The sequence below is a fragment of the Nocardioides potassii genome (assembly GCF_021648885.1).
GTDB classification, from domain to species: Bacteria; Actinomycetota; Actinomycetes; order Propionibacteriales; family Nocardioidaceae; genus Nocardioides; species Nocardioides potassii.
In genome coordinates this window covers 403,471-426,999 of sequence record NZ_JAKJHZ010000010.1, presented here as the reverse complement: position 1 = coordinate 426,999, position 23,529 = coordinate 403,471, and the positions used below count along the sequence as shown (strand labels likewise).

Annotated in this window: 26 protein-coding genes; 6 read left to right on the top strand and 20 right to left on the bottom strand. The window is 72.6% G+C overall.

Going from position 1 to position 23,529, the window contains the following annotated elements:
• Nucleotides 1-60: 60 nt before the first annotated feature.
• The 7 genes from pheT to L2K70_RS18180 form a co-directional block, all read right to left on the bottom strand.
• A complete protein-coding gene (gene pheT, locus L2K70_RS18210; protein WP_236404662.1) occupies nucleotides 61-2,559 on the bottom strand; it encodes a phenylalanine--tRNA ligase subunit beta in 2,499 nt (832 codons plus the stop codon).
• 1 nt (nucleotide 2,560) lies between these two features.
• Nucleotides 2,561-3,658 carry a phenylalanine--tRNA ligase subunit alpha gene (pheS, locus tag L2K70_RS18205; protein WP_236404661.1) on the bottom strand — a complete coding sequence of 366 codons (1,098 nt, stop codon included), beginning with the start codon at nucleotides 3,656-3,658 and terminating at the stop codon, nucleotides 2,561-2,563.
• A gap of 200 nt (nucleotides 3,659-3,858) precedes the next feature.
• The gene (locus L2K70_RS18200) at nucleotides 3,859-6,453 is read right to left on the bottom strand and encodes a DUF4153 domain-containing protein (protein ID WP_236404660.1); all 2,595 of its coding nucleotides are present in this window, start codon (nucleotides 6,451-6,453) and stop codon (nucleotides 3,859-3,861) included.
• Nucleotides 6,450-7,160: a response regulator transcription factor gene (locus L2K70_RS18195; protein WP_236404658.1), complete on the bottom strand. Its 711-nt coding sequence runs from the start codon at nucleotides 7,158-7,160 to the stop codon at nucleotides 6,450-6,452. The genes L2K70_RS18200 and L2K70_RS18195 overlap by 4 nt, the downstream gene beginning before the upstream one ends.
• Nucleotides 7,161-7,232: 72 nt before the next feature.
• Nucleotides 7,233-8,303, bottom strand: a complete 1,071-nt coding sequence (locus L2K70_RS18190; RefSeq protein WP_236404656.1) for a sensor histidine kinase — start codon at nucleotides 8,301-8,303, stop codon at nucleotides 7,233-7,235.
• Nucleotides 8,304-8,313: 10 nt separating this feature from the next.
• Nucleotides 8,314-8,592: a DUF4031 domain-containing protein gene (locus L2K70_RS18185; RefSeq protein ID WP_236404653.1), complete on the bottom strand. Its 279-nt coding sequence runs from the start codon at nucleotides 8,590-8,592 to the stop codon at nucleotides 8,314-8,316.
• Entirely contained in the window at nucleotides 8,589-9,761 is a 1,173-nt protein-coding gene (locus L2K70_RS18180; protein WP_236404651.1) for an epoxide hydrolase family protein, read from the bottom strand. Before L2K70_RS18180 ends, L2K70_RS18185 begins: the two co-directional genes overlap by 4 nt.
• 69 nt (nucleotides 9,762-9,830) lie before the next feature.
• Here L2K70_RS18180 and L2K70_RS18175 point away from each other — a divergent pair, with 69 nt between their 5' ends.
• Nucleotides 9,831-10,817 carry a helix-turn-helix transcriptional regulator gene (locus L2K70_RS18175; protein WP_236404649.1) on the top strand — a complete coding sequence of 329 codons (987 nt, stop codon included), beginning with the start codon at nucleotides 9,831-9,833 and terminating at the stop codon, nucleotides 10,815-10,817.
• A gap of 4 nt (nucleotides 10,818-10,821) precedes the next feature.
• On the opposite strand, the gene L2K70_RS18170 is transcribed toward L2K70_RS18175, so the two are convergent.
• The 5 genes from L2K70_RS18170 to L2K70_RS18150 all read right to left on the bottom strand — a co-directional run bounded on the left by L2K70_RS18170 (nucleotide 10,822) and on the right by L2K70_RS18150 (nucleotide 13,983).
• A complete protein-coding gene (locus tag L2K70_RS18170; RefSeq protein WP_236404647.1) occupies nucleotides 10,822-11,625 on the bottom strand; it encodes a TrmH family RNA methyltransferase in 804 nt (267 codons plus the stop codon).
• Nucleotides 11,626-11,683: 58 nt separating this feature from the next.
• The gene (gene rplT / locus L2K70_RS18165) at nucleotides 11,684-12,070 is read right to left on the bottom strand and encodes a 50S ribosomal protein L20 (RefSeq protein WP_236404644.1); all 387 of its coding nucleotides are present in this window, start codon (nucleotides 12,068-12,070) and stop codon (nucleotides 11,684-11,686) included.
• Nucleotides 12,071-12,140: 70 nt separating this feature from the next.
• Nucleotides 12,141-12,353, bottom strand: coding sequence for a large ribosomal subunit protein bL35 (locus L2K70_RS18160; RefSeq protein WP_211731670.1), 213 nt, complete (start codon nucleotides 12,351-12,353; stop codon nucleotides 12,141-12,143).
• Nucleotides 12,354-12,432: 79 nt separating this feature from the next.
• On the bottom strand, nucleotides 12,433-13,086 hold the full coding sequence (gene infC, locus L2K70_RS18155) for a translation initiation factor IF-3 (RefSeq protein WP_372477492.1): 654 nt from the start codon (nucleotides 13,084-13,086) through the stop codon (nucleotides 12,433-12,435).
• A 339-nt stretch (nucleotides 13,087-13,425) separates the two neighbouring features.
• Nucleotides 13,426-13,983 (bottom strand): SseB family protein, encoded by a 558-nt coding sequence (locus tag L2K70_RS18150; protein WP_236404642.1) that lies wholly within the window; start codon nucleotides 13,981-13,983, stop codon nucleotides 13,426-13,428.
• A gap of 46 nt (nucleotides 13,984-14,029) precedes the next feature.
• On the opposite strand from L2K70_RS18150, the gene L2K70_RS21810 reads away from it, so the two are divergent.
• From L2K70_RS21810 to L2K70_RS18130, 4 genes are read left to right on the top strand one after another with little or no spacing between them, the layout of a single operon-like run.
• Entirely contained in the window at nucleotides 14,030-14,491 is a 462-nt protein-coding gene (locus L2K70_RS21810; protein WP_236404640.1) for a hypothetical protein, read from the top strand.
• Nucleotides 14,488-15,702, top strand: coding sequence for an amino acid deaminase/aldolase (locus L2K70_RS18140; protein WP_236404639.1), 1,215 nt, complete (start codon nucleotides 14,488-14,490; stop codon nucleotides 15,700-15,702). Before L2K70_RS21810 ends, L2K70_RS18140 begins: the two co-directional genes overlap by 4 nt.
• A complete protein-coding gene (locus L2K70_RS18135; RefSeq protein ID WP_236404638.1) occupies nucleotides 15,702-16,256 on the top strand; it encodes a nucleoside/nucleotide kinase family protein in 555 nt (184 codons plus the stop codon). The genes L2K70_RS18140 and L2K70_RS18135 overlap by 1 nt, the downstream gene beginning before the upstream one ends.
• A gap of 55 nt (nucleotides 16,257-16,311) precedes the next feature.
• Nucleotides 16,312-17,229, top strand: a complete 918-nt coding sequence (locus L2K70_RS18130) for an aldose 1-epimerase family protein (protein ID WP_236404637.1) — start codon at nucleotides 16,312-16,314, stop codon at nucleotides 17,227-17,229.
• Between the two features lie 73 nt (nucleotides 17,230-17,302).
• Here L2K70_RS18130 and L2K70_RS18125 read toward each other — a convergent pair whose 3' ends face one another.
• Genes L2K70_RS18125 through L2K70_RS18115 form a run of 3 tightly spaced genes read right to left on the bottom strand, consistent with a single transcriptional unit; the run spans nucleotide 17,303 to nucleotide 18,877 of the window.
• A complete protein-coding gene (locus L2K70_RS18125) occupies nucleotides 17,303-17,773 on the bottom strand; it encodes a PH domain-containing protein (RefSeq protein ID WP_236404636.1) in 471 nt (156 codons plus the stop codon).
• Nucleotides 17,757-18,602: an ATP phosphoribosyltransferase gene (gene hisG, locus L2K70_RS18120; RefSeq protein ID WP_236404635.1), complete on the bottom strand. Its 846-nt coding sequence runs from the start codon at nucleotides 18,600-18,602 to the stop codon at nucleotides 17,757-17,759. The genes L2K70_RS18125 and hisG overlap by 17 nt, the downstream gene beginning before the upstream one ends.
• Before the next feature lie 11 nt (nucleotides 18,603-18,613).
• Entirely contained in the window at nucleotides 18,614-18,877 is a 264-nt protein-coding gene (locus tag L2K70_RS18115) for a phosphoribosyl-ATP diphosphatase (protein WP_129424718.1), read from the bottom strand.
• Between the two features lie 106 nt (nucleotides 18,878-18,983).
• Between L2K70_RS18115 and L2K70_RS18110 the strand changes: the two genes are divergently transcribed.
• Nucleotides 18,984-19,283 (top strand): DUF3072 domain-containing protein, encoded by a 300-nt coding sequence (locus L2K70_RS18110; RefSeq protein ID WP_236404634.1) that lies wholly within the window; start codon nucleotides 18,984-18,986, stop codon nucleotides 19,281-19,283.
• Nucleotides 19,284-19,294: 11 nt separating this feature from the next.
• Here L2K70_RS18110 and ribH read toward each other — a convergent pair whose 3' ends face one another.
• The 5 genes from ribH to ribD are packed head-to-tail and all read right to left on the bottom strand — an operon-like array spanning nucleotide 19,295 to nucleotide 23,466.
• Nucleotides 19,295-19,768 (bottom strand): 6,7-dimethyl-8-ribityllumazine synthase, encoded by a 474-nt coding sequence (ribH, locus tag L2K70_RS18105; protein WP_236404632.1) that lies wholly within the window; start codon nucleotides 19,766-19,768, stop codon nucleotides 19,295-19,297.
• Entirely contained in the window at nucleotides 19,765-21,042 is a 1,278-nt protein-coding gene (locus L2K70_RS18100) for a bifunctional 3,4-dihydroxy-2-butanone-4-phosphate synthase/GTP cyclohydrolase II (protein WP_236404631.1), read from the bottom strand. The genes ribH and L2K70_RS18100 overlap by 4 nt, the downstream gene beginning before the upstream one ends.
• Nucleotides 21,039-21,737, bottom strand: a complete 699-nt coding sequence (pnuC, locus tag L2K70_RS18095) for a nicotinamide riboside transporter PnuC (RefSeq protein ID WP_236404630.1) — start codon at nucleotides 21,735-21,737, stop codon at nucleotides 21,039-21,041. Before pnuC ends, L2K70_RS18100 begins: the two co-directional genes overlap by 4 nt.
• Complete coding sequence (locus L2K70_RS18090; RefSeq protein WP_236404629.1) at nucleotides 21,734-22,381, bottom strand: riboflavin synthase; 648 nt, start codon at nucleotides 22,379-22,381, stop codon at nucleotides 21,734-21,736. The genes pnuC and L2K70_RS18090 overlap by 4 nt, the downstream gene beginning before the upstream one ends.
• Nucleotides 22,381-23,466 carry a bifunctional diaminohydroxyphosphoribosylaminopyrimidine deaminase/5-amino-6-(5-phosphoribosylamino)uracil reductase RibD gene (gene ribD, locus L2K70_RS18085; RefSeq protein WP_236404628.1) on the bottom strand — a complete coding sequence of 362 codons (1,086 nt, stop codon included), beginning with the start codon at nucleotides 23,464-23,466 and terminating at the stop codon, nucleotides 22,381-22,383. Before ribD ends, L2K70_RS18090 begins: the two co-directional genes overlap by 1 nt.
• Between the last annotated feature and the right edge of the window lie 63 nt (nucleotides 23,467-23,529).

The window sequence follows — 23,529 nt, the reverse complement described above, 5'->3', positions numbered from 1 at the left end:
CGCGCTGGGCCTCGAGTCTCCAGGAGACTCAAGGCCCAGCGTGCAGGTGCCGAGCGTGGATCAGGCGCGCTGGACGGCCCCGGTCCGCTCGACGGCGACGGCCACGGCGGCGTCGCGGGCGGCCGCTGCCTCACCCTCCTTGAGGGTCCGGTCGGGCGCACGGAACCGCAGGGCGTAGGCCAGCGACTTCCTGCCCTCACCGACCTGGTCGCCGGTGTAGACGTCGAAGAGGCGGATGGACTCGAGCAGCTCGCCCGCCCCCTCGCGCAGCGCCGACTCGACGTCGGCGGCCGGCACGGAGGTGTCCACCACGAGGGCGACGTCCTCCTTGGCGACCGGGTACGACGAGAAGGTGGGCGCCGGCCGCAGGTGGACGGCGTGGGCGATGAGGAGGTCGAGGTCGACCTCGGCCGCGACGGTGCGCTTCGGCAGCCCGAACGCCTGGCAGACCGTCGGGTGCACCTCGCCGGCGTGACCGACGACCTCGCCGTCGACCGACAGCTCGGCGCAGCGACCGGGGTGCCACGGTGCGAGCTCGGCCGAGGTCACGGTCAGCTCCAGCCCGAGCGACGCCGCGACCGATCGCACGGCCTCGACCGCGTCGGCCCAGCCGACCGGGCGGGGCGCACCCCACCAGCCGCCCGCGACCGCGTCACCGGCGGCGACGAGGGCCAGGTGCAACGGCTGGGCAGGCAGGGCGGCGTCGAGCGCGGCGAACTCCTCGTCGGTGGGACGGCGGTCGACCGGCAGGATCGCGGCCGGGCCGGCGTGGCGCGGGAACGTCACGGTGCCGGTCTCGAAGATCGCCAGGTCGGTGTTGCCGTGCCCGACGTTCTTGCCGGCGGTGCGTAGCACGCCCGGCAGCAACGTCGTGGTCATGAACGGCGCCTCGGCGCTGAGCGGGTTCGACAGCCGCAGCAGGTCGCGCCGCGGGTCGTCCTCGGGGAGCCCGAGGTCGTCGAGGTCCGAGGTCCCGACGAACGGGAAGCTCACCACCTCCACGAACCCGTCGCCCGCGAGCGTGCGGCCGATCCTCCGGCGCAGCTGCTGCGGACGCGTCAGGCCGCGCCCTGACGGCGGCGTCGGCAGGACCGAGGGCACCTTGTCGTAGCCGACGAGCCGGATGACCTCCTCGGAGAAGTCCTGCGCGTCGGTCAGGTCGGGGCGCCACGGGGGCGGGGTGACGGACAGCGTGCCGCTGCCCGACCCGTCGACCGACACCTCGCAGCCGACGGCGCGCAGGCACTCGATGCTGCGCTCCTCGCTGATGTCCATCCCCGACACGCGGGCGGCGAGGTCACCGGGGACCTCGACGACGGGCGTCGCGGGCGGCGCGCCGACGACGGTGACCCCGGGCTCGGCCCGGCCACCGCCGTGCTCGACGAGCAGCTCGACGACGCGGTCGGCCGCGGCCTCGCAGATCGTCGGGTCGACACCGCGCTCGTTGCGCCGGCCGGCCTCGGAGGTGATCTTGTGGCGGCGACCGGTGCGGTACATCGACACGGCGTCCCAGTGGGCGGCCTCGACGAGGATCGAGGTGGTCGTCCCGGACATCTCGGTCGTCTCGCCGCCCATCACGCCGCCCAGACCGATGATCCCGGAGTCGTCGGCCACGACGAGGTCGGCCGGGTCGAGGTTCCGCTCGGTGCCGTCGAGGGTGGTCAGGCGCTCGCCGTCGCGCGCACGGCGCACGACGAGCGGGCCTTGCACCTTGTCGGCGTCGTAGCCGTGGATCGGCCGACCGGTCTCGAGCATGACGTAGTTGGTCACGTCGACGGCCAGCGAGATCGGGCGCATGCCGCTGGCGGTGATCCGCTGGACGATGTGGTCGGGCGTCCTCGCGGTCGGGTCGAAGCCGGTGACCGTGCGCGCGACGAAGACCGGGCAGCCCTCGGCATCCTCGACGACGACCGGGTGCCCCTGGTCGTTGGCCGCCGGGGTCTGGCGATCGGCGGGGTCGCGGAAGTCGCTCGCGCCGTCGACGGAGACCAGCACCTCGCGCGCGATGCCACGGATGGAGAGGGCGTAGGCGCGGTCGGGGTTGATCTCGAGCTCGATCGTCTCCTCGTCGAGCCCCAGCACGGGTCGTACGTCGTCTCCGGGCTGACCGGCGTCCGGGGGCAGCACGATGATGCCGTCGTGGTCGTCGCCGAGGCCGAGCTCGCGGGCCGAGCAGATCATCCCGGCGGACAGGTGCCCGTAGGTCTTGCGGGCGCCGATCTCGAAGCCGCCGGGCAGCACGCCGCCGGGAAGCACGGTCGCGACGAGGTCACCGGGCTCGAAGTTGTGAGCTCCGCAGACGATGCCCTGCGGCTCACCGGTGCCGTTGGCGTCACCGACGTCGACGGTGCACCAGTTGATGGTCTTGCCGTTCTTCTGCGGCTCGGGCTCCATCGTCAGCACGCGGCCGATCACCAGCGGACCGGTGATGTCGCGCCCGGGGCTGACGACCGCCTCGAGCTTGAGGCCGGTCAGCGTGAGCCGGTCGGTCAGGTGCTCGGTCGTCGTGCCCGCGGGGACGTCGACGTGCTCCAGGATCCAGGAGAGGGGTGCCTTCATGTCAGATCTCCGTCCCGAAAGCGCTGCTGAACCGCACGTCGCCCTCGAACAGCGGACGCAGGTCCTCGAGGTCGTGGCGGAACATGAACGAGCGGTCGATGCCCATGCCGAAGGCGAAGCCGCTGTAGACCGACGGGTCGACGCCGCACGCGACGAGCACCCGCGGGTTGACCACGCCGCAGCCGCCCCACTCGATCCAGCCCTCGCCGCGGCAGGTGCGGCACGACGCCGGGTCGACGTTGCGGCACACGAAGCAGAGCACGTCGACCTCGGCAGACGGCTCGGTGAAGGGGAAGTACGACGGCCGGAACCGGGTCGCGATGCCGTCGCCGAAGAGCTGGGACGCGAAGTGGTCGAGGGTGCCCTTGAGGTGGGCCATCGTGATGCCCTCGTCGACGACGAGGCCCTCGACCTGGTGGAACATCGGCGAGTGCGTGGCGTCGTACTCGTCGGTGCGGAACACCCGGCCCGGGCAGACGACGTAGATGGGCGGCTTGCGCGTCAGCATGGTGCGCGCCTGCACCGGCGAGGTCTGGGTGCGCAGGACGACGTGGTCCTCGGCCGGCTCGGTCCAGAACGTGTCCTGCATGGAGCGCGCGGGGTGGTCGGGACCGAGGTTGAGGGCGTCGAAGTTGAGCCACTCGGCCTCGACCACGGGCCCCTCGGAGACCTCGTAGCCCATGGCCACGAACAGGTCCGCGATGAGCTCGGACTGCAGGGTGATCGGGTGCCGACCGCCGCGACGGCCACGGGTCGTGGGCAGGGTGACGTCGACCGCCTCCTCGACCAGCATCCGCTCCTCGTGCTCGGCCTCGAGGACGGCCTGCCGGGCGGCGAGCGCCTGGTTGACGGCGCCGCGGGCCTGGCCGATGCGCTGGCCGGCGTCCTTGCGGGCCTGCGGCGGCAGCGCGCCGATCTCGCGGTTGGCGAGCGCCAGCGGCGACCGGTCGCCGGTGTGGTCGATGCGCACCTGCTTGAGGGACTCGAGGTCGCCGGCTGCGGCGATCGCGGCCAGGGCCGCCTCGCGCATCTCGTCGACCTGCTCGGCCTTGAGCGGGGTCACCTCGACAGGGTCGTAGTCGGTGTTGGGGCCGGACATGGCTCTCCTTCGCGCGGCGCTACCGATGTCGGCCGCGAAGTCATCGAGTGGCTTTCGCGCGGCGACAGCAGGTCAGCCGCAGAGTCTAGGGATGGACGAGCGTGGGTCGGACGGGGACTCCCCGGACCCGGATGCGTCAGCTGCCCGACGGACCAGGTCCGGGGCGCAGAAATCGCAAGCTCGTGTCCACGACCGCGATGCTACTCCCCGAAGTCGGTCCACACGTCGGCGCACCCGTCCCGCGGACCAACCGTTGGCCTGGTGCCGAGGTCGAGCGGTGCGACCGCGTCTGCCGCGCGCGCGCGACCGAGGTTCCAGGCACGCGGGTCGTCGAGGACGTCCGGGCGGAGCGCGTTGAACGGGTTGTCCTGCAGCACGCAGCGCGCGACCTCGGCCGGCAGCCGGTCCACGATCACCGGCGCGGCGTCCACGGAGAGGGTCTGCAGGTAGCGCAGGTCGAGCTTGCCGGTCGCCTCGTAGCGGTCGAGGTTGCGCTCGGCCACCCAGGCGTCCGGGTTGATCGCGGCCAGCCCGACGAGGGCGAGGGCGCCCGAGACGAGGGCGACGCGAGGCAGCCAGCGCCCCCTCCCGGCAACGCCCGCCACCATGATCGCGAGGACGACCGAGCCGAGCCACCCCTCGAAGACGTCGACGAAGAGCCGCAGCGTCGTGAAGCCGTACGCGTCCTGGTAGACCGCCATCCCGCGCAGGGCGGAGGCCACGACGAGCAGCGTCAGCACGCAGAGCAGCCCGAGGGAGCCGACGAGCCAGCGACGGTCGTCCGGGCCGTCGCCCGCGCGGCGGGACGCGACCCAGACGACCAGCACGGTGAGGGCCGTGGCGAGGGTGAGCTGGCCGAACCCCTGGTGCACGTAGTCGGCATAGGTGAGGCCCGTCGACTCCCGGATGTAGTCCTCGCCGCCGACCAGCGCGCGGGCCTGCGCGGCGATGAAGGCGAGGAAGACCGCATCGACGACGAGCACCGGGACGAGCCACTCGAACCGGTTGGTCAGCGGTGCGGGGCGCCGGCCGTCGAGCACGTCGACCTGCGAGGGGTTGAGCGCGAGGTAGGCCGCACCGAGCGTGACGGCGAAGACGAAGCAGGCCAGGAAGGCGCGACCGACGACCTCGTTGAAGCTCAGGCTGGGCACGAGCGCGTCCACCCACGACCCGAAGACGGGGTTGGCGGTGGCGAAGATCGTGCCGAAGACGCCGAGGGCCAGCACGGACCACGCCGTCGTACGCACGACGGCCGGGGTCTGCGAGCCGGTGCCGGCGAGCCGGACCGAGCGTCCGAACCACGGCAGCCCGCGCAGTGAGGCGAGCGGCCACGAGATCCCGGTGAGCACGAATCCCGGAAGCGTCCGTGCGCCGGTCACCCCGCACAGGAAGACGGCCGTCGCGGCGAGCAGGCACAGCACCTGCACCCACTCGGCGGCGAGCAGGGTCATCGGCAGCACCAGCAGGACGGCGAGGCCAGTGCAGGCAAGCGTCCACGGGTCGCGACGGCCCCGGGCGGTGAGCCAGGCGGCGGTGCCGCAGGCCAGTGCGGCGAGGGTCCAGCTGATGCCGGGACCGTGGAACGAGAGTGCGACACCGGCGACGACACCGGCGACAGCGGCGGCGAGGACCGTCCGCCAGCCCGACGACCTGCCCGGCTCTGGCCAGAACCGGCCGAAGAGCGCGTCCATGCCGGTGCCGGGGCGTGCGAGGACGGGAGCAGGCGACGTCGGCCCGGTGGGGGCAGTGGTGGTCATGACGGACTCCGGGGAGGTCGAGGCGGGAAGGGACGGGTCGGGTGAGCCGATCTCGAGCCGCAGCCGGGCGCCACGGCCGGAGTCGGGGTCGAGGAATCGCAGCGTGCCGCCGTGGAGCTGGGCGACCCACCGGGCCACCGCGAGGCCGAGCCCGGTGCCGCCGCCTCCGTCGGTGCCGAACCGCTCGAAGACGCGCTCGCGGTCCTCGGGCGCGACTCCCCCGCCCTCGTCGGTGACCTCGAGCCACCAGCGCCGTCCGGTGTCTCGATCCGCTCCTCCGGACACCCGGACGGTCGTGCCGGGCGGCGCGTGCCGACCCGCGTTGTCCAGGACGTTGACCAGCAGCTGGCGCAATCGGGCGGGGTCGCCCTCGACGTCCAGGTCGGCCGGGACGGTCACGTCGAAGGCCCCGGTGCGGCCGGCGGCGGCCACCTGGGCTACGGACTCCTCGACGAGCGAGCGGAGGACGACCGGTTGGCGGTCGAGCTCGACGACCCCGGCCTCGAGCCGCGAGAGCTGGAGCAGGTCGTCCACGAGCCGCCCGAGCCGCTGGGCCTCCTCCAGCGCGGCGCCCAGGTGCTCGGCGTCGGCCGGTACGACGCCGTCGGCGAGGTTCTCGAGCAGTGCCGTCATCGCCGTGAGCGGCGTACGCAGCTCGTGGGAGACAGTCGCGATCAGGTCGCGTCGCTCGCGGTCGACGGTCGCGAGGTCCTCGGCCATGCGGTTGAAGGCCGCAGCGAGCTGCCCGACCTCGTCGGTGGCGGTCGTGAGGACGCGCCCCGAGTAGTCACCGCGCGCCATCGCTCGCGACACCTCGGTCATCCGGCGCAGCGGCGCCACCATGCCCGCTGCGAGCAGCTGGGTGACGCCGAGGGCGAGCGCGACGGTGACCGGCAGCACCAGCAGCGGCGGCACGTGGGCCGCCGAGCCGAGCAGGCTGAGCAGGACGGCCACGACGACGGAGGCGGCGACGAGCAGCCCGAGCTTGACCTTGAGGCTCGACACGGTGTCGAGCGGTGTGGCGGTGCGCGGAGTCACGGGAGGGCCTCGAGGGCGTAGCCGACGCCGTGCACCGTACGGATGCGCTCGGCGCCGACCTTGGCGCGCAGCGCCTTCACGTGGCTGTCGACGGTGCGCGCGGCACCCGCGCTCCCCCACGAGTCGCCCCAGTCCCACACCTCGCGGAGCAGCCGGTCGCGGCCGAGCACCTGTCCTGCCTCCCGCGCCAGGCACAGCAGCAGGTCGAACTCGGTCGGGGTCAGGTGGACCGGCTCCCCCGCGACCGTCGTACGCCGGGCGCCGGGGTCGATGACGATCGCACCGACCTCGAGGGTGGCGGGTCGCTCGACGGCGAGCGCCTCGGCGCGTTCGACGCGCCGCAGCAGCGCGGCGACGCGGGCGACGACCTCGCGCATCGAGAACGGCTTGGTGAGGTAGTCGTCGGCGCCGACGCCGAGGCCGACCAGCACGTCGGCCTCGTCGTCTCGCGCGGTCAGCATGAGCACGGGGACCGGCCGCTCGGCCTGGATCCGCCGGCAGACCTCGAGCCCGTCGAAACCGGGCAGCATCACGTCGAGCAGCACGACGTCGGGCTCGACGGAGCTGGCCCGCTCGACGGCCGAGGGACCGTCGAAGGCCTGCTCGACGACGTACCCCTCGGCGCGCAACCGCTGGGCCAGGGCGTCGTTGATCGTGCGCTCGTCCTCCACCACGAGGGCGGTCCGCGAAGGCGTGCTCGACGTCATGCCCCGACCCTAGGAGCCGCGACGGGCAGGAGGCGGGGACGACTCGTGAAGGTTGTGTGGAGGTCGGGAGGGTCAGTCCGGCCGCTGGTCGTCGCTCGGCCAGTCGACCATCACCCGGGCGCCGCCGCCGGGGGCGTCGTCGATGGTGACCCAGCCACCGTGGGCGCGAGCGAGGCCGCCGACGATGTACATCCCGAGTCCGCTGCCACCCGAGTCACCGGTCGTCCAGAACTTCGTGAACACCCGGCGTCGGAGCTCGACCGGGATGCCGTCGCCCTCGTCGTCGACGGTGATGCGTACGCCGTAGGGGCTCTCCGCGCGCGCCAGGCCAACGCGGACCTCGCCCTGGCCGTGCCGGATGGCGTTCTCGACGAGGTTGGTGACGACCTGGGTGAACTTGTCGGGGTCGGCGAACACGTCGGGCAGGTCGGCCTCGACGTCGAGCCGGATCTCGCGCGACGTACCGGCCTCGATCGAGTCGACCACCCGACGCACCAGCACCTCGGCGGACGACTCGCGCGGGTAGAGCTGCAGGCGGTCGGTGTCGATGCGGGCGACGTCGAGGAGCTCGGCGATCAGGCGCGCGAGGCGGTCGGCGTCGGCGTTGACGGTGGTGAGCATCAGCTTGCGCTGGTCGTCGGTGAGCTTGTCCCAGCGGTTGAGCAGGGCCTGGACGAACCCCTTCACGCCGGTGAGGGGCGAGCGGAGCTCGTGGGCGACGGTGGCGACGAGGTCGGAGCGCTCGCGGTCCAGCCGGGCCCGCCCGCGCCCGCTGCGCAGCCCGACGGCGATGCCGAGGACCGGCCCGAGGGGCTCGTTGCGCACCAGCTTGGCGGTGGTCAGCACCTCGTCACCGGATGCGTTGAGCCAGGACTGCTCCGGCACGCCACGGACCGTCGAGATGCTGTCGAAGGGCCGGTTGACGTCGAGCCAGGTGCGGCCGTCCTGGTCGAGCAGGCGCAGCACGTCGCCCAGCGGCCGGGTCGCCGCCTCCTGGGGGTCGATGCCGAGCAGTGCAGCGCCCTGCGCGTTGAGGATGGTGACGACACCGTCCCGCGTCGCGCCGAGGATCCCGTCGGGGTAGGCGTCGGCGAGCGACCTCAGCCGGGTGGGCGTGCTGTCGACCTTCCTCTCCCCGGACACGTCGCTCACCCTAGGGCAGGTCGGGCCTCAGCGACTGCGCCTTCGGTCGGCGGAGCCCGGCGCGGCGCAGCGCGGAGACGAGCTCGCGGGACGTGACCGGCACCGCGCCGGCGGCGACCATCGCGTCGTAGAAGTCCGACGGGACGTCGTAGTGGTCGCGGTCCCAGCCGCGGGCGGGGATGCCGTGGGCGGCCGCGAACGCGTGCGCCTCGTCGTACGACGTGTCGCTGGCCAGGTGGGACCAGAGCCGGTCCCACCTGGCCACGGCAGGCGGATCGATGAGGATCACGTCCGCGAGGCTAGCCGGTCGCCGGCGCCCCGCACGCTGCTCTTCCAAGCGCCTGCGTAGAACCCGCGGATCGCGGAGGCCACCTCGGCGGGGACCTCCATCGACGCGAAGTGCCCGCCCTCGGGGTGCTCGGTCCAGGACACGATGTTCGTGTTGTCGCGCTCGGCGAAGGGACGCATGGACCGGAAGTCGTCGGCGAAGACGGCGACGCCGATCCGTCCCTCGTTCACCCGCTCCTCGACCGCCTGCTCCGCGCGGTAGGCCTGCACGGCACCGCCGCTGCTGTTGGTGAACCAGTAGAGGCTGACCTGGGTCAGGACCTGCTCGCGGGTCACTCGCGACGTGCCGTTGCCGAAGCTCTCGAACAGCTCGTTGTAGGCCAGCTGGCCGACCGGCGAGTCACTGAGGGCGGCGGCGATGGTGCGCGGGCGGGAGGCGTTCATCGAGGCGTAGCCGTTGACGGTCTGGAACCACCCGGCGAACTCGAGCGCCGCGTGGTCGGCCGGAGTCATCCTCTCGAACTCGGCCGGGTCGCCCGACGGGAACGAGAACAGCTGCAGCACGTGGGCACCGAGGAAGCCCTCCGGTGCGAGCATCGCGAGCGCGCGGGCGACGATCGCACCGTTGTCGGAGCCGTGGGCGCCGTACGACGAGTAGCCGAGGCCGCGCATGAGGGTGTCCCAGGTGCGGGCGACGCGGGTCGAGTCCCAGGCGCCGTCGCTGAGCGGCTGGCTCCAGCCGACGCCGGGGATCGAGGGGATGACGAGGTGGAAGTCGCCCGTCAGGTGCTCGATGACGTCGAGGAAGTCGACGAACGAGCCCGGGTAGGTGTGCAGGAGCAGGAGCGGCGTGGCGTCCTCGTTGGCCGAGCGGACGTGCACGAAGTGGATCGTCTGGCCGTCGATCTCCGTGAGGAACTGCGGGTGCGCGTTCATCCGCTCCTCCTGGGCACGCCAGTCGAAGTCGGTGCTCCAGTGCTGCACCATCTCGCGGAGGTAGGCGACGGGGGCTCCGGCCGACCAGTCGTCGGTGCCGGCGGTGTCGGCCGGCTCGGCGGCGTAGCGGGTGCGGGCGAGCCGGGCGTGCAGGTCGTCGATGGCGTCCTGGGGGACGGCCACCGTGAAGGGGCGCAGGTCGAGGGGTCGGGACGGGTCCTGGTGAGTGGTCATGCCGGTACGGTAGGACGCATTCCGGCACGGAACGCGCCGCTATTTCCCACCGCATCAGAGGGAGTCGTCGTGCCTCTCCAGACCTCCTCCCGCCTGCTCGCGCTGCTGGGCCTGCTGCAGGCGCGATCCGTCGTCCCGGCGGCGGACCTCGCGTCTCGGCTCGGTGTCGGGGAGCGCACCGTCCGCAAGGACGTCGAGCGCCTCCGCGAGCTCGGCTACCCGATCGACTCCGTGCGGGGACCCACGGGCGGCTACCGGTTCGGTGACCACGGCCGGCTGCCTCCCCTGCTCCTGGAGGGCGACGAGGCCGTGGCGGTGGCCGTCGGGCTCGGCTCGGCGGCGACGGTGCGGGGGCTCGAGGAGCCCAGCGCCCTGGCGCTGGGCAAGCTCGAGCAGGTGCTGCCCGACCGGCTCCGCCGCCGGGTGCGGGCGCTGCACGAGAGCACCGACGTGGGCCCGGCCAACACCGCCACCAACGTGGCGGCGCCGGCCGTCGACGTCGGGCTGCTGGCCGACCTGGCCGCGGCGATCCGCGACCACGAGGGACTGCGGATGCGGAACCACCCGGGCGGCGACCCGGACGCCGAGGAACGGGTCGAGGCCGACCCCTACCGGCTCGTGAGCTGGCAGGAGCGGTGGTACGTCGTCGCCCGCCGCCGCGACGACCGCAGCTGGCAGGCCTACCGCGCCGACTGGATCGAGCTCCGCACTCCCGGAGCCGGGCGGTTCGCGCCCGACCCGTTGGAGGGCGGCGACTACGCGGCGTTCGTGCTGCGCGACGTGGCGTCCACCGGCTGGGCGGTGCACTGCCGGATCGCGGTGGACGCCCCCGCCGAGGAGGTGCTGAGCCGGATCAACCCGACCGTGGGCGTCGTCGAGACGGTCGACGAGTCGCACAGCGTGCTGGCGACCGGCGCCGACAGCGTCGAGATGGTCGCCGTGTGGATCGGCCTGCTCGGCCTCGACTTCCACGTCGACGCCCCGCCCGAGCTGGTCACCCACGTGGCCACGCTCGCGGAGAGGTACGCCGCTGCGCTTCCCGTCGACCGCGGATGAGGTGTCAGCCGCGGTGGGCGCGGGCCGTGGCGTAGAGGCACACCGCGGCGGCGGTGGAGAGGTTGAGGCTCTCCGCCCGACCGGCGATCGGGATGCGGACCCGGTGGTCGGCGAGGCCCGCGACGTCCTCGGGCAGTCCCCACGCCTCGTTGCCGAACAACCACGCCACGTCGTCGGCGAGCAGCTCGTCGATCTCGAAGAGGTCGAGCTCGCCCGCGCCGTCCGCGGCCAGCACGTCCATGCCCGCAGCCCGCACGCGGCGCACGGCGACCTCCGTGTCGGGCTCGACGGCGACGGGGAGGTGGAACAGCGAACCCACGGACGCGCGGACGGTCTTCGGGTTGTGCGGGTCGACGCTGTGGCCGGTGAGGACCACTCCCCCGGCTCCCACCGCGTCGGCGGTGCGGATGATCGTCCCGGCGTTGCCGGGGTCTCGGACGTCGGCGCACACCACGAGGGGCGGCGAGGACGTCTCGAGCAGCTGCTGGAGCGGTACGTCGACGAAGCGGCACACCGCGACCACGCCGGCCGGCGACACGGAGTCCGACAGCGCGGCCATCGCCCGGTCGTCGACCAGGACGACGTCGTCGACGCCGCCGAGGAGGTCGTCGTACCGCTGCGCGGCGTCGGGTGTCGCGAAGACCTCGACGACGCAGGGCTCGCCGTCGTGCGTGGTGGCGCCCAGGGCGCCCTCGACAGCCTTCGGGCCGTCGGCAAGGAAGAGCCGCCGCTCGGTGCGTACCGAACGTCGGCTCAGCTTGCGAGCCTCCTTGACGCGGCTGTTCGTCGCGACGAGGGGAGTGCTCATGTGTGGCTTCCGGGGTCTCGTGACGGTCGCGGGGCGACCTCCTCGACCGACGGAGATGTCAGGCGGAGACCTTGGGCGCGTTGACGTCCTCGGGCAGCGCGGCCTTGGCGGCGTCGACGAGGGCGGCGAAGGCCGGGGCGTCGTTGACGGCGAGCTCGGCGAGGATCTTGCGGTCGACCTCGATGCCGGCGAGGCCGAGGCCCTGGATGAACCGGTTGTAGGTCATGCCGTTGGCGCGGGCCGCGGCGTTGATGCGCTGGATCCAGAGCTTGCGGAAGTTGCCCTTGTTCTTGCGGCGGTCGTTGTAGCTGTAGACCAGCGAGTGGGTGACCTGCTCCTTGGCCTTGCGGTAGAGCCGCGAGCGCTGGCCGCGGTAGCCGCTCGCGCGGTCGAGGGTGGTACGACGCTTCTTCTGGGCGTTCACTGCGCGCTTCACGCGTGCCATGGGGTTACTCCTTGGTGCATTGGGATGAAGACGGGGAAGGCGGCTGAGCCAGCCACCGGTGGGACGAGGCTCAGATGCCGAGCATCTTCTTGGCGCGGGCGACGTCGGCCTTCTCGAGCTCGACCACGCCGGCGTTGCGGCGGTGCTTCTTGCGGCTGCCGGTGGTCGGCGCGGACGCGAACGCAGCGCCGGACTTCCGGCCGGCCTGCAGGCGCTGGATCTTGCCGGAGCCGGTCACCTTGAAGCGCTTCTTCGCGCCCGAGTGGGTCTTGTTCTTCGGCATGTCTGCCTCAACTTCCTTGTGCGTGCGTGGTTCGGGGTGGATCAGACGGGGTGGTGCGAGAGCGAGGCCTGAGCGGAGCTCAGGCGTCGATCTCCGGGTCCAGGTTCTCGGAGCGGCGACGCTCCTTCTTCTGGGCGACCGGGCCGGCTGCGTGCGCGGCCTCGCGCTCGGCGTCCTCGGCGGCCTTCGCCTCCGCGCGGGCCTGCGCCTTGGTGGCACGGGCGGCGTCGGCGTCGACCTTGGCGTCGGCCTTCTTCTTGTGCGGGCCGATCACCATGGTCATGTTGCGGCCGTCCTGCTTGGGCGAGGACTCGACGAAGCCGAGCTCCTGCACGTCCTCGGCGAGCTTCTGCAGCAGGCGGAAGCCCAGCTCGGGGCGGTGCTGCTCGCGACCGCGGAACATGATCGTGATCTTGACCTTGTCGCCGGCGCCGAGGAACCGCACGACGTGACCCTTCTTGGTCTCGTAGTCGTGGGAGTCGATCTTCGGACGAAGCTTCATCTCCTTGATGATCACGTTCGTCTGGTTGCGACGGGCCTCGCGCGCCTTCTGGGCGTTCTCGTACTTGAACTTGCCGTAGTCCATGAGCTTGCAGACCGGGGGGCGTCCCTGCGGGGCGATCTCGACGAGGTCGAGGTCGGCCTCCTGGGCCAGCTTGAGTGCCTGGTCGGTCGGCACGATCCCAACGGTCTCACCGTTGGGTCCGACGAGCCGGACCTCGGGTACGCGGATCCGCTCGTTGATGCGCAGCTCGGTGCTGATGCTTCCTCCAGTGGTTCGGGTGGAGGGAGCCCGTCCTGCGTCGTCCCGGTGGAACCGGTGGGACCGGTGGGAAATGCAGAAAGGCTCCCGCTGTGTGCCAAGCGGGAGCCAGTCATCACACGTCGCCCCTCTCGGGGGACCTGCTGCCATCGCTGCGACCTACGCAGTGGTGGTGCTGGGACCGGGACCCGACGACCTGTGGTGCTGGCGGTCGATGCGGGTGGGAGACGGTGGTGCTGCCTCCGCTTGGCGGGATCGGTGTCGCACGAGTTCTGCGGCACTGATCGGTCAACACGGAAGGTTAGCGGATCATTCCCCCGGGGACCCAATCTGCGGCCCGACCCAGCCGTGCCCGTCCCCCACGCCGACGAGCCGCCAGCCCGCGGCCAGCCGGGGCAGGTCGTCGCCGTCGACGACGTACGTCACGGGGCCGGCGAGGTCGAGGAGCAGCGCCTCGGCACCGTCCTGGACCGCCGCGGTGGCCGCAGTGGCCGCGGTGACGGGCACCGGCCGCGCCTCCGGGTCCCAGCGCGCCATCGACTCGAGCGAGCTGAAGGCCAGCAGCGCGGTGCTGCCGTCCGCGGCGCGGACGAGCACCGCCGCCATGTCAGCGGTCTTGTCGTGGGCGAGCCCGTGCTCGTCGACCTCGACCTCGCCGAGCACCGCCACGACGGGCACGAGCAGGCGCGTGTCCTGCAGCACCGCGAGCACGTCGCCCGACGAGGCGTCGCCCGCGGCGTGGTCGGCCAGGACGCGGTCGAGGTCGGGATCACCCGCGCCGGCGTCGTCGGCGAAGCCCGGGTCGGGGATCGTCCGCACGAGCGGCTCGGTTGCGGGCCCGTCGTGCGCGTGGTCGTCGTGGTGCACCCCGTCATTGTCCCGGAGCCGTGGAGCGCTGTGGGACTCTGGCCCCGTGGAAGGGACTACCTGGGCCGCACTGACCGCCGCTCTCACCGTCGCCGGCGCGATCTGGACGTGGATCGCGTTCCGCCGCCGCGGTGCGGCCAACGGGCTGCGCGCGCTCGGGTTCACGCTCCTCCCGGCCGCGGCGTGGCTGACCGGGACGCTCGAGATGGTCGTCGAGATCGCCGGCTCCGTCACCGACTGGGCGACAAGCCTGGTCTTCGACGTCATGACCTGGACGGGCGTCGGCCTCGCCGGCCTCGCGCTCGTGCTGTTCGTCGTGAGCGGCTTCATCCGCGACCGCCAGCTGGCGCGGGCACAGGCGGCGGGCGGCACGTCCGGGCCCACCGGCGCGCGGTCGACCGGCCGGCGCGAGCTCCCGGCCACCTCCGAGCGCGGCAGGGGTGGGTCCCCGATCGACGACGAGATGGCCGACATCGAGGCCCTGCTGCGCAAGCGCGGCATCGAGTGAGCGAGCACTTCGTCGACCGCAACCGCCTGTGGTCACGTCTCGACGCCGCCGTCGCCGCCCTCCCCGAAGCGCCGCCGACACCGATCGCGGTCGTCGACCTCGACGCCTTCGACGACAACGCCGCCGACCTGGTGCGCCGTGCGGCCGGGAAGCCCGTCCGGGTCGCATCGAAGTCGATCCGCGTCCCTGCGCTGATCTCGCGGGCGCTGGCCCACGACGGCTTCGCGGGCGTGCTGTCCTACACGCTCGCCGAGGCGCTGTGGCTCCACGAGTCCGGGGTGAGCGACGACATCGTGGTGGCCTACCCCACCGTCGACACCGCCGCCCTGCGCCGGCTGACCTCGTCCCCCGCGGCGGCCACGGCCATCACGCTCATGGTGGACGACCCGGCCCACCTCGCGCTGCTCGACGCCGCCCGCGCGTCGGACGTCGAGGTCCGCGTCGCCCTCGACCTCGACGCGGGCCTGCGACTGGGCGGCCAGCACATCGGGCCGAAGCGCTCCCCGCTCTTCGACACCGCCGACGTCGTCGCGTTCGCCCGCCGCGTCCACGAGCACGCCGGCACCCGGCTGGTCGGCGTGATGACCTACGAGGGCCAGGTCGCCGGAGTCCAGGACGACGTGCCCGACCAGCGCACGAAGTCGCTGCTCGTACGACGCCTCAAGCAGGCGTCGATGGCACAGCTGGCGGTGCGCCGGCGCGAGATCTCCGACGCGCTCGCCGACGTGACGGAGCTCGAGTTCTGGAACGGCGGCGGGTCCGGCTCCGTCGAGGCCACCGCTGCCGACGGTGCCGTCACCGAGATCGCTGCCGGGTCCGGGCTGCTGGTCCCCGGGATCTTCGACCACTACGCGTCCTTCGACCCACGCCCGGCGGCGTACTTCGGGCTGCGCGTGTCCCGCAAGTCGAGCCCGACCATCGCGACGGTGCACGGCGGCGGGCTCATCGCCAGCGGACCGACGGGCGAGGACCGCTCCCCCGTCCCGTGGGCGCCGCCCGGGCTGCACCTCACCGGGCTCGAGGGCGCCGGAGAGGTGCAGACCCCGCTCACCGGGCACCCGGCCGCGCTGCTGAAGATCGGTGACCTGGTGTGGTTCCGGCATGCCAAGTCGGGTGAGCTGTTCGAGCACGTCCGCGACGTCCACCTCCTGGCCGGCGAGACGGTCACCGAGGTCGTGCCGTCCTACCGCGGCTGCGGCCTGGCCTTCTGATGGCCGCCGATCCCGCCGAGGTCGCACGCACCGTCATCGGCCGCGTGCTCGCCGCTCCGCCCACCCTCGGCCCCGGACGCCTGGTCTGCGTCGACGGACCCGCCGGGTCGGGCAAGACCACGGTGGCCGCGGCGATCGAGGCCGCCGCCGACGACGTGGTCGTCATCCACTGTGACGAGCTGCTGCAGGGCTGGAGCGGGCTCCCCGGCCTCGCCGCGACGGTCGAGGCCTTCCTCGCTCCGCTCGCGGAGGGACGGACCAGCCGGTGGACCCGGTGGGACTGGGCGGCGGACGACTGGGCCGAGTCCCACCCGGTCGAGCCGGGACGCCTGCTCGTGCTCGAGGGCGTCGGCTCGTGGTCACCCGCGATCGCCGGGCTGGTCGGTGTGCTCGTCTGGGTCGAGGCCGGCGAGGAGGTGCGGCTCGACCGGGGCATGGCTCGCGACGGCGAGGCCATGCGCGAGCACTGGCTGCGGTGGCAGGTCGACGAGCGCGCGCTGCACGCCGCGCTCCGCACGCGCGAGCACGCCGACCTCGTCGTGTCGACCGACTGACCGCGGCGCCCGCGCGGGCGTCGTACGGGTCCTGCGGATGTCTAGGGTGGCCGTCATGGTGTTCCCGAGCGGTGAGCAGTACGAGATCGCGGCGGCGGGGTACGTCGCCGTGGTCACCGAGAGCGGTGCCGCGCTGCGGGTGCTGCGCCACCACGGGCGCGACCTGGTCCACGGCTTCCCGGAGACGGAGATGTCGAGCGGCGGTCGGGGCCAGCTGCTGATGCCGTGGCCCAACCGGATCCGCGACGGCCGCTACTCCTTCGGCGGTCGCGACCTCCAGCTCGGCCTGACCGACCCGTCCAAGGGCAACGCCTCCCACGGGCTCGCCCGCTGGGCCGCCTGGACGCTCGAGGAGCACACGGACACGTCCGTGTCACTGGTCTACCGGGTGATGGCGCAGACCGGCTATCCGTGGGCGCTCGACCTGCACGTCCTCTACGACCTGTCGGCCGACGGCCTCGTCGTCACCCAGACCGCCACCAACCTCTCCCCCGGCCCGGCGCCGTACGCCAGCGGGGCACACCCCTACCTCGCCGTCGGCGACTCGATCGAGGACCTCGAGCTGCGGGTGCCGGCCCGCACCCGGCTGCTGGTGGACGACCGCCAGCTGCCCGTCGGCTCCGAGCCGGCGGCGGGGTCGTACGACTTCACCTCGGCCCGCCGCATCGGCGACGCGGTGCTCGACGAGGGCTACGGGGACCTCCTGCGCGAGGACGGCCGCTGCACCGTCACCCTGACGGACCCGGCCGGCGGGCGCGGCGTCGCGCTGTGGGTCGACGAGCGCCACCACTGGCTCCAGCTGTTCACGCCGCCCGCGGTCGACGGCGTACGACCAGGTGTGGCCGTCGAGCCGATGACCGCTCCCGCCGACGCCTTCAACTCCGGCACCGACCTGGTCACGCTCTCGCCCGCCGGCACCGACGGCGACGAGCTGTCCGTGTCCTGGGGCATCCACGACGTCGGGACGTCATGAGGATGCAGGGCTCGGACCCGGAATTCTCATGACGTCCGCGGGTGGACGACGTGGGACCCCGCCGAGCGTCGGGCTACCGGTCGGGCGAGGCCTCGCGGTTGATGAGGGCCCGGACCTGGCGTACGCCGTCGCGGGCGCGGGCGCCGTCCGAGCCCTGGAAGGCCATCGCCGAGATCGTCGTGCCGTCGGCGAGGTCGAGGGTCGCCCACGGGGCGCCGTCGGGCAGGTGGATGGCGAGGACCTGCTCCCAGTCGAGCTGGCGGGTGCGGAAGCCGTTGACGACCACCAACGACTCCATCTCGGCGGTCACGCGGGCCCGGGCGAGCGCCCAGCCGCAGGCGCCGAGCCCCGCTCCCATGAGCAGGACGGTGATCCGCTGCAGGACGTTGAAGCGCTCGCGCACGGAGTCGTCGAAGCCGTACCAGGCGGCGGCGCACACGACGAGGAGCATCACGCCGAAGCCGATGACGGCGATGCGGACGCCGAAGGGCCGCCACGTGCGCGGCAGGGACGGCAGGGGCTGGGGATCAGAGCCGGCAGGCATGGATGTCCGTGAGCAGGATGGCCCGGGCACCGATGGACCACAGGTCGTCCATCAGCCTCTGCGACCCGGCCCGCGGCACCATCACGCGGACAGCGACCCAGCCCTCCTTGCCGAGGGGCGAGATCGTCGGGCCCTCGCGGCCCGGTGCGAGCTCGGTGGCGGCGTCGAGGTTCGCCTGCTCGATGTCGTAGTCCATCATCACGTAGCTGCGCGCGACGAGGACGCCCTCGAGGCGGTGCTGGAAGATCTCGAACTCCTCAGGCACCTCGCCGCCGCGCGTGATGAGCACGGCCTGCGAGTCGAGGATGACCTCGCCGAAGGTCTCGAGCCCGGCGGCGCGCAGGGTCGACCCGGTCTCGACGACGTCGGCGATGACGTCGGCGACGCCGAGCTGGATGCTGGTCTCGACGGCACCGTCGAGGCGCGTGACGGTGGCGTCGATGCCGTGGCGGAAGAGGTGGTCCTCGACCACGCCGACGTACGACGTCGCGATCCGCAGTCCGGTGAGGTCCTCGAGCGAGGAGTAGCGCCCGGCGGGGCCGGCGAAGTGGAACCGCGAGCGTCCGAAGCCGAGGTTCATCACCTCCTGGGCCTTGGCGCCGGAGTCGAGGAGCAGGTCGCGGCCGGTGATCCCGGCGTCGAGCGTGCCCTCACCCACGTACAGCGCGATGTCGCGCGGGCGGAGGTAGAAGAACTCGACGTCGTTCTCCTGGTCGACGAGCGCGAGCTCCTTGGAGTCGCTGCGCTGGCGGTAGCCGGACTCGCGCAGGATCTCGGTGGCGGCGACGGACAGCGACCCCTTGTTGGGGACGGCGATGCGGAGGGTCATCCGGGTCTCACTTACAGGTGTGCGTAGACGTCATCGAGGGTCAGGCCGGAGGCGAGCATGAGCACCTGCGCGTGGTAGAGCAGCTGGCTGATCTCCAGCGCCGTCGCGTCCTTGCCCTCGTGCTCGGCGGCCATCCAGGACTCGGCGGCCTCCTCCAGGAGCTTCTTGCCGATGGCATGGACGCCGGCGTCGAGCTGCTGCACGGTGCCGGACCCCTCGGGGCGCTCCGCGGCCTTGGTGGACAGCTCTGCCCACAGGTCCTCGAACGTCTTCACGGTCCCCAAGCCTACGGCGCCCGCTCCCCCGTCCCGTCGTCGGTCCCGTGCGCGGACCACCCCTCGGGGTGCTGGGCGTGTCGGAGGGGCGCGCTACGGTCGAGGCATGACTGAATCGAACATGCATTCGGACGACCCGACCGCCGCCGGCGAGACCCAGCCCGAGACCCAGCCTGAGACCCAGCCCGAGACCCAGCCCGAGACCCTGGGCGGCCCCCAGGGCGACAGCACGCGCAAGGACCCCGAGGAGTGGGTCACCGGCGACGAGCCGATGACCGGCGCCCAGCGCAGCTACCTCGACACCCTGGCCCGCGAGGCGGGCGAGGAGCTGCCGGCCGACCTCACCAAGGCCGAGGCCTCGGAGCACATCGACCGGCTGCAGTCGAAGAGCGACCGGACGTCCTGACCCGGCGCCCGTCAGCGGTAGGCCGCCACCACGCGCGCGGTGTCGAGCGCGGCCGCCGCGGCCTCCCAGCCCTTGTCCTCCGACGAGCCCTCGAGCCCGGCCCGGTCGAGCGCCTGCTCCTCGGTGTCGCAGGTCAGGACGCCGAAGCCGACCGGGATCGCGTGGGCGACGCTGACCTGGGTGAGCCCGTCGGTGGCAGCCGAGCAGACGTAGTCGAAGTGCGGCGTACCGCCGCGGATCACGACGCCGAGCGCCACCACGGCGTCGTACCCAGCCTTCGCCAGCGCGGACGCGACCACCGGGAGCTCGAAGGTCCCCGGCACCCGGACCACCTCTGGCTCGTCGATGCCGTACGCCGCCAGCGCGCGGGTCGCGCCGTCGACGAGGCCGTCCATCACCTGGGTGTGCCAGCTCGCGGCGACGACCGCGACCTTGAGGCCGCTGGCATCGAAGGGCTGGCTCGTCGGTGCTCCTGCGCCGCTCATCTCGGTTCTCCTGTCTGGTCGATCGTCGGGTCGATCGTCGGGTCGGTCAGGTCGGGCAGGTCGTGGCCCATCCGGTCGCGCTTGGTCAGCAGGTAGGCCACGTTGTGGTCGTTGGGCCGCACGGTCAGGGGGACGCGCTCGGTGACGTGGACCCCGAAGTCCTCGAGGCTGGCGGTCTTGTCCGGGTTGTTGGTGAGCAACCGGACGGAGGTGACGCCGAGGTCGCGCAGGACCTGGGTGGCGGTGCCGTAGTGACGCGCGTCGGCCGGCAGGCCGAGGTCGAGGTTGGCGTCCACGGTGTCGCGACCGCCGTCCTGCAGCTGGTAGGCCTGCAGCTTGGCGACGAGCCCGATGCCGCGACCCTCGTGGCCGCGGAGGTAGACCACCACTCCCCTGCCCTCGGCCACGATTTTCTCCATCGCCTCCTCGAGCTGGGGTCCGCAGTCGCACCTCTCGCTGCCGAAGACGTCACCCGTGAGGCACTCGCTGTGCACCCGGGTCAGCACCGGCTCGCCCTTCTCGATCGCCTCGGAGATGTCGCCGTGGACGAGCGCGACGTGCTCGCTGTCGTCGATGGTGATGCGGTAGCCGTAGGCCGTGAAGTTGCCGTGCCTGGTGGGCAGCCGGGTCTCGGCGACCCGCTGGACGTGGCGGCCGTGGCGGCGCCGGTAGCGGACGAGGTCGTCGATCGAGATCATCGCCAGACCGTGCTCGTCGGCGAACTCGCGCAGCTCGGGGCCGCGCTTCATCGTGCCGTCGTCGTTGACGACCTCGACCAGCACGCCGGCGGGGGTGAGTCCCGCAAGGGTGGCCAGGTCGACCGCGGCCTCGGTGTGCCCGCGTCGTACGAGCACGCCGCCCTCGCGGTAGCGCAGCGGGAACACGTGACCCGGGCGGGTCAGCTCCCACGGCTCGGTCGCGGAGTCGGCCAGCGTGCGGGCGGTGTGGGCACGGTCGGCGGCGCTGATGCCGGTGCTCACGCCGTCGCGGGCGTCGACCGAGATCGTGTACGCCGTGCGGAGCTTGTCCTTGTTGTGCGGCGTCATCAGCGGGATCTCGAGCCGCTCCAGCATGTCGCCGGGCATCGGCACGCAGATCACGCCGCTGGAGTGCCGGATCGTGAAGGCCATCAGCTCCGGCGTCGCCTTCGCGGCGGCGAAGATGATGTCGCCCTCGTTCTCGCGGTCCTCGTCGTCGACGACCACGACCGCCCTGCCGGCGGCGATGTCGGCGATCGCCCGCTCGACGGAGTCGAGGCGTACGGCATCCGTCATGCGGGGATCGCGTCCTTCTCGTCGACCTCGCTGGTGTCGGTCACCGTACGGGCGTCACGCAGCCACACGACGAAGCCGATGACGACGAAGACGGCGTAGAAGAGGTACATGCCCGCGGTCGGGTAGTAGCCGGCCTGGACGAGGGTCGTCACGCCGACGACGTCGACGAGGATCCACACGAGCCAGAACTCGACCCACCCACGCGCCATGCCGTACGTCGCCAGCATCGAGCCGGCGAGGATCCACGCCTCGGTCGTCGGGCCCCACGAGCCGAGCACCTGCGTCAGCAGGACGTACGCCGCGGCGTAGCCGACGACGCCGAGGACGACCAGCTGGACGCGCTCGGCGTTCGTCGCCCAGCGCGGTGCGATGGCGCCGCCGTCGGAGGCCCCTCCTGCGTTGCGCACCTGCGACCAGCGCCACCAGCCGTAGACGGACACGACGGCGAAGAAGACCTGGCGGCCTGCCTGGCCCCACAGCGGCTCGTCGATGTGGCCGGACAGCTCACCGGTCGCGAAGACGGTGAAGAGCAGCACGTTGCCGACCAGGCCGATCGGCCAGGCCCACACGAAGCGCTTCATGCCCAGGATGGCGCTGGCGAGGCCGAAGAGGTTGCCGATGACCTCGCGGGCGCCGAGCTCCCCGCCGGGGACGGGGATGGTGCCGTGGACGAGCCACTCGAGCAGGTCGTTCATGAGTTGTCCTTGTCGTCGTTCTGCAGGGGGTGCGCGGGGGTGGGTGGGGTGGGGAGGTAGCCGCCGAGGAGCTTCTCGACGTGCTTGGCGATGACGTCGGCCTCGAGGTTGACCAGGTCGCCGACGCGGCGGCTGCCGAGCGTCGTACGGGCGAGGGTCTCGGGGATGAGGCTGACGGTGAAGCTGGTCTCGCGGGCCTCGACGACGGTGAGGCTGACTCCGTCGACGGTGATCGAGCCCTTGTCGACGAGGTAGCGCGACAGGTGGGCGGGCAGGGAGACCTCGACGACGTCCCAGTGCTCGCTGGGCGAACGCGAGACGATCTCCCCGACCCCGTCGACGTGGCCCTGGACGATGTGTCCGCCGAGCCGCTTGTCGACGGTGACCGCCCGCTCGAGGTTGACCCGGTCTCCGGCGGTGACGCCGCGCAACGAGGTCTTGTCGAGCGTCTCCTGCATGAGGTCGGCGGTCCAGCGGCCCTCGCCGAGGTCGGCGACGGTCAGGCAGCAGCCGTTGACCGAGATCGAGTCGCCCAGGCCCGTGCCCTCGAGCACGGTGTTGGCCTCGACGGTCAGGCGGATGGCGTCGCCCTGGTCGGTGACCTCGGCGACGGTGCCGAGCTCCTCGACGATGCCGGTGAACATCAGCTGCTCCTCTGCATGGTGGGGGTCTGGGTGGGGGTCCGGGTGGGGGTCTGGGTGGGGGTCATGGTCAGGCGCACGTTGGTGTCGTCGCCGTCGTGGCCCTGCAGCACTGCCACGTCGGTGACGTGGAGGTGGACGGCGTCGGCGATGGTGGTGATGCCGAGGTCGGCCACGGCGCTGCTGCCGGCGCCGAGCAGCATCGGGGCGACGTAGGCCACGACCTCGTCGACGAGCCCGGCCTCGAGGAAGGCGCGGGCGAGGGTGGGGCCGCCTTCGAGGAAGACGTGCTGGCGGTCGCGGGCGAACAGCGCGGCCAGCGCCTCGCGCGGGTCGCGGGTGCGCAGGTGCACGGTCTCCGCACGATCGTCCAGGATGCGCCGGTCGGGCGCGAGGTCGCGCAGCCCCATGACGGCGCGCAACGGCTGGTGGGCGACCGGTTCGTCGACCTCGTCGCGGACCGTCAGCTCCGGGTCGTCGACCTCGACGGTGCGCGTGCCGACGAGCATGGTGTCGCAGAGGCCGCGGAGCCGGTGGGTGTCGAGGCGCGCGGCGCGGCTGGAGACCCAGCGACTGGTGCCGTCCGAGGCGGCGCTGCGGCCGTCGAGCGTCGTGGCGAACTTCCAGGTGACGAACGGCCGGCCGTGCTCGAGGGCGAAGGTCCAGGTGCGGTTGACCGCGCGCGCCTCCTCGGCGAGCAGGCCGCCCTCCACCTCGATCCCGGCCTCGCGCAGGCGGGCGGCGCCGCCCACGGCGACAGGGTTGGTGTCGGTCTGCGCGAACACGACACGACGTACGCCGGCAGCGATGAGGGCCTCCGAGCACGGCCCCGTCCGCCCGGTGTGGTTGCACGGCTCGAGGGTGACCACCGCCGTCGTGCCGTGGGCTGCGTCGCCGGCGGCCCGCAGCGCCTCGACCTCGGCGTGCGGGTGGCCGGCGCCGCGGTGGAAGCCCTCGGCGACCCTCGATCCGTCGCTGTCGAGCAGCACGCAACCGACCCGGGGGTTGGGACCGAGTGGGACGCCGGGCGTGACGGCGAGCGTCAGGGCGCGCTGCATCGCGCTGCGCTCCGCCTCGCTGGTCGTCATCGCCGCCTCCGGGTCCTGTGGATGGACTCCGGGGGGCGTTCGACGCTGGGCGCCGCCCGACAG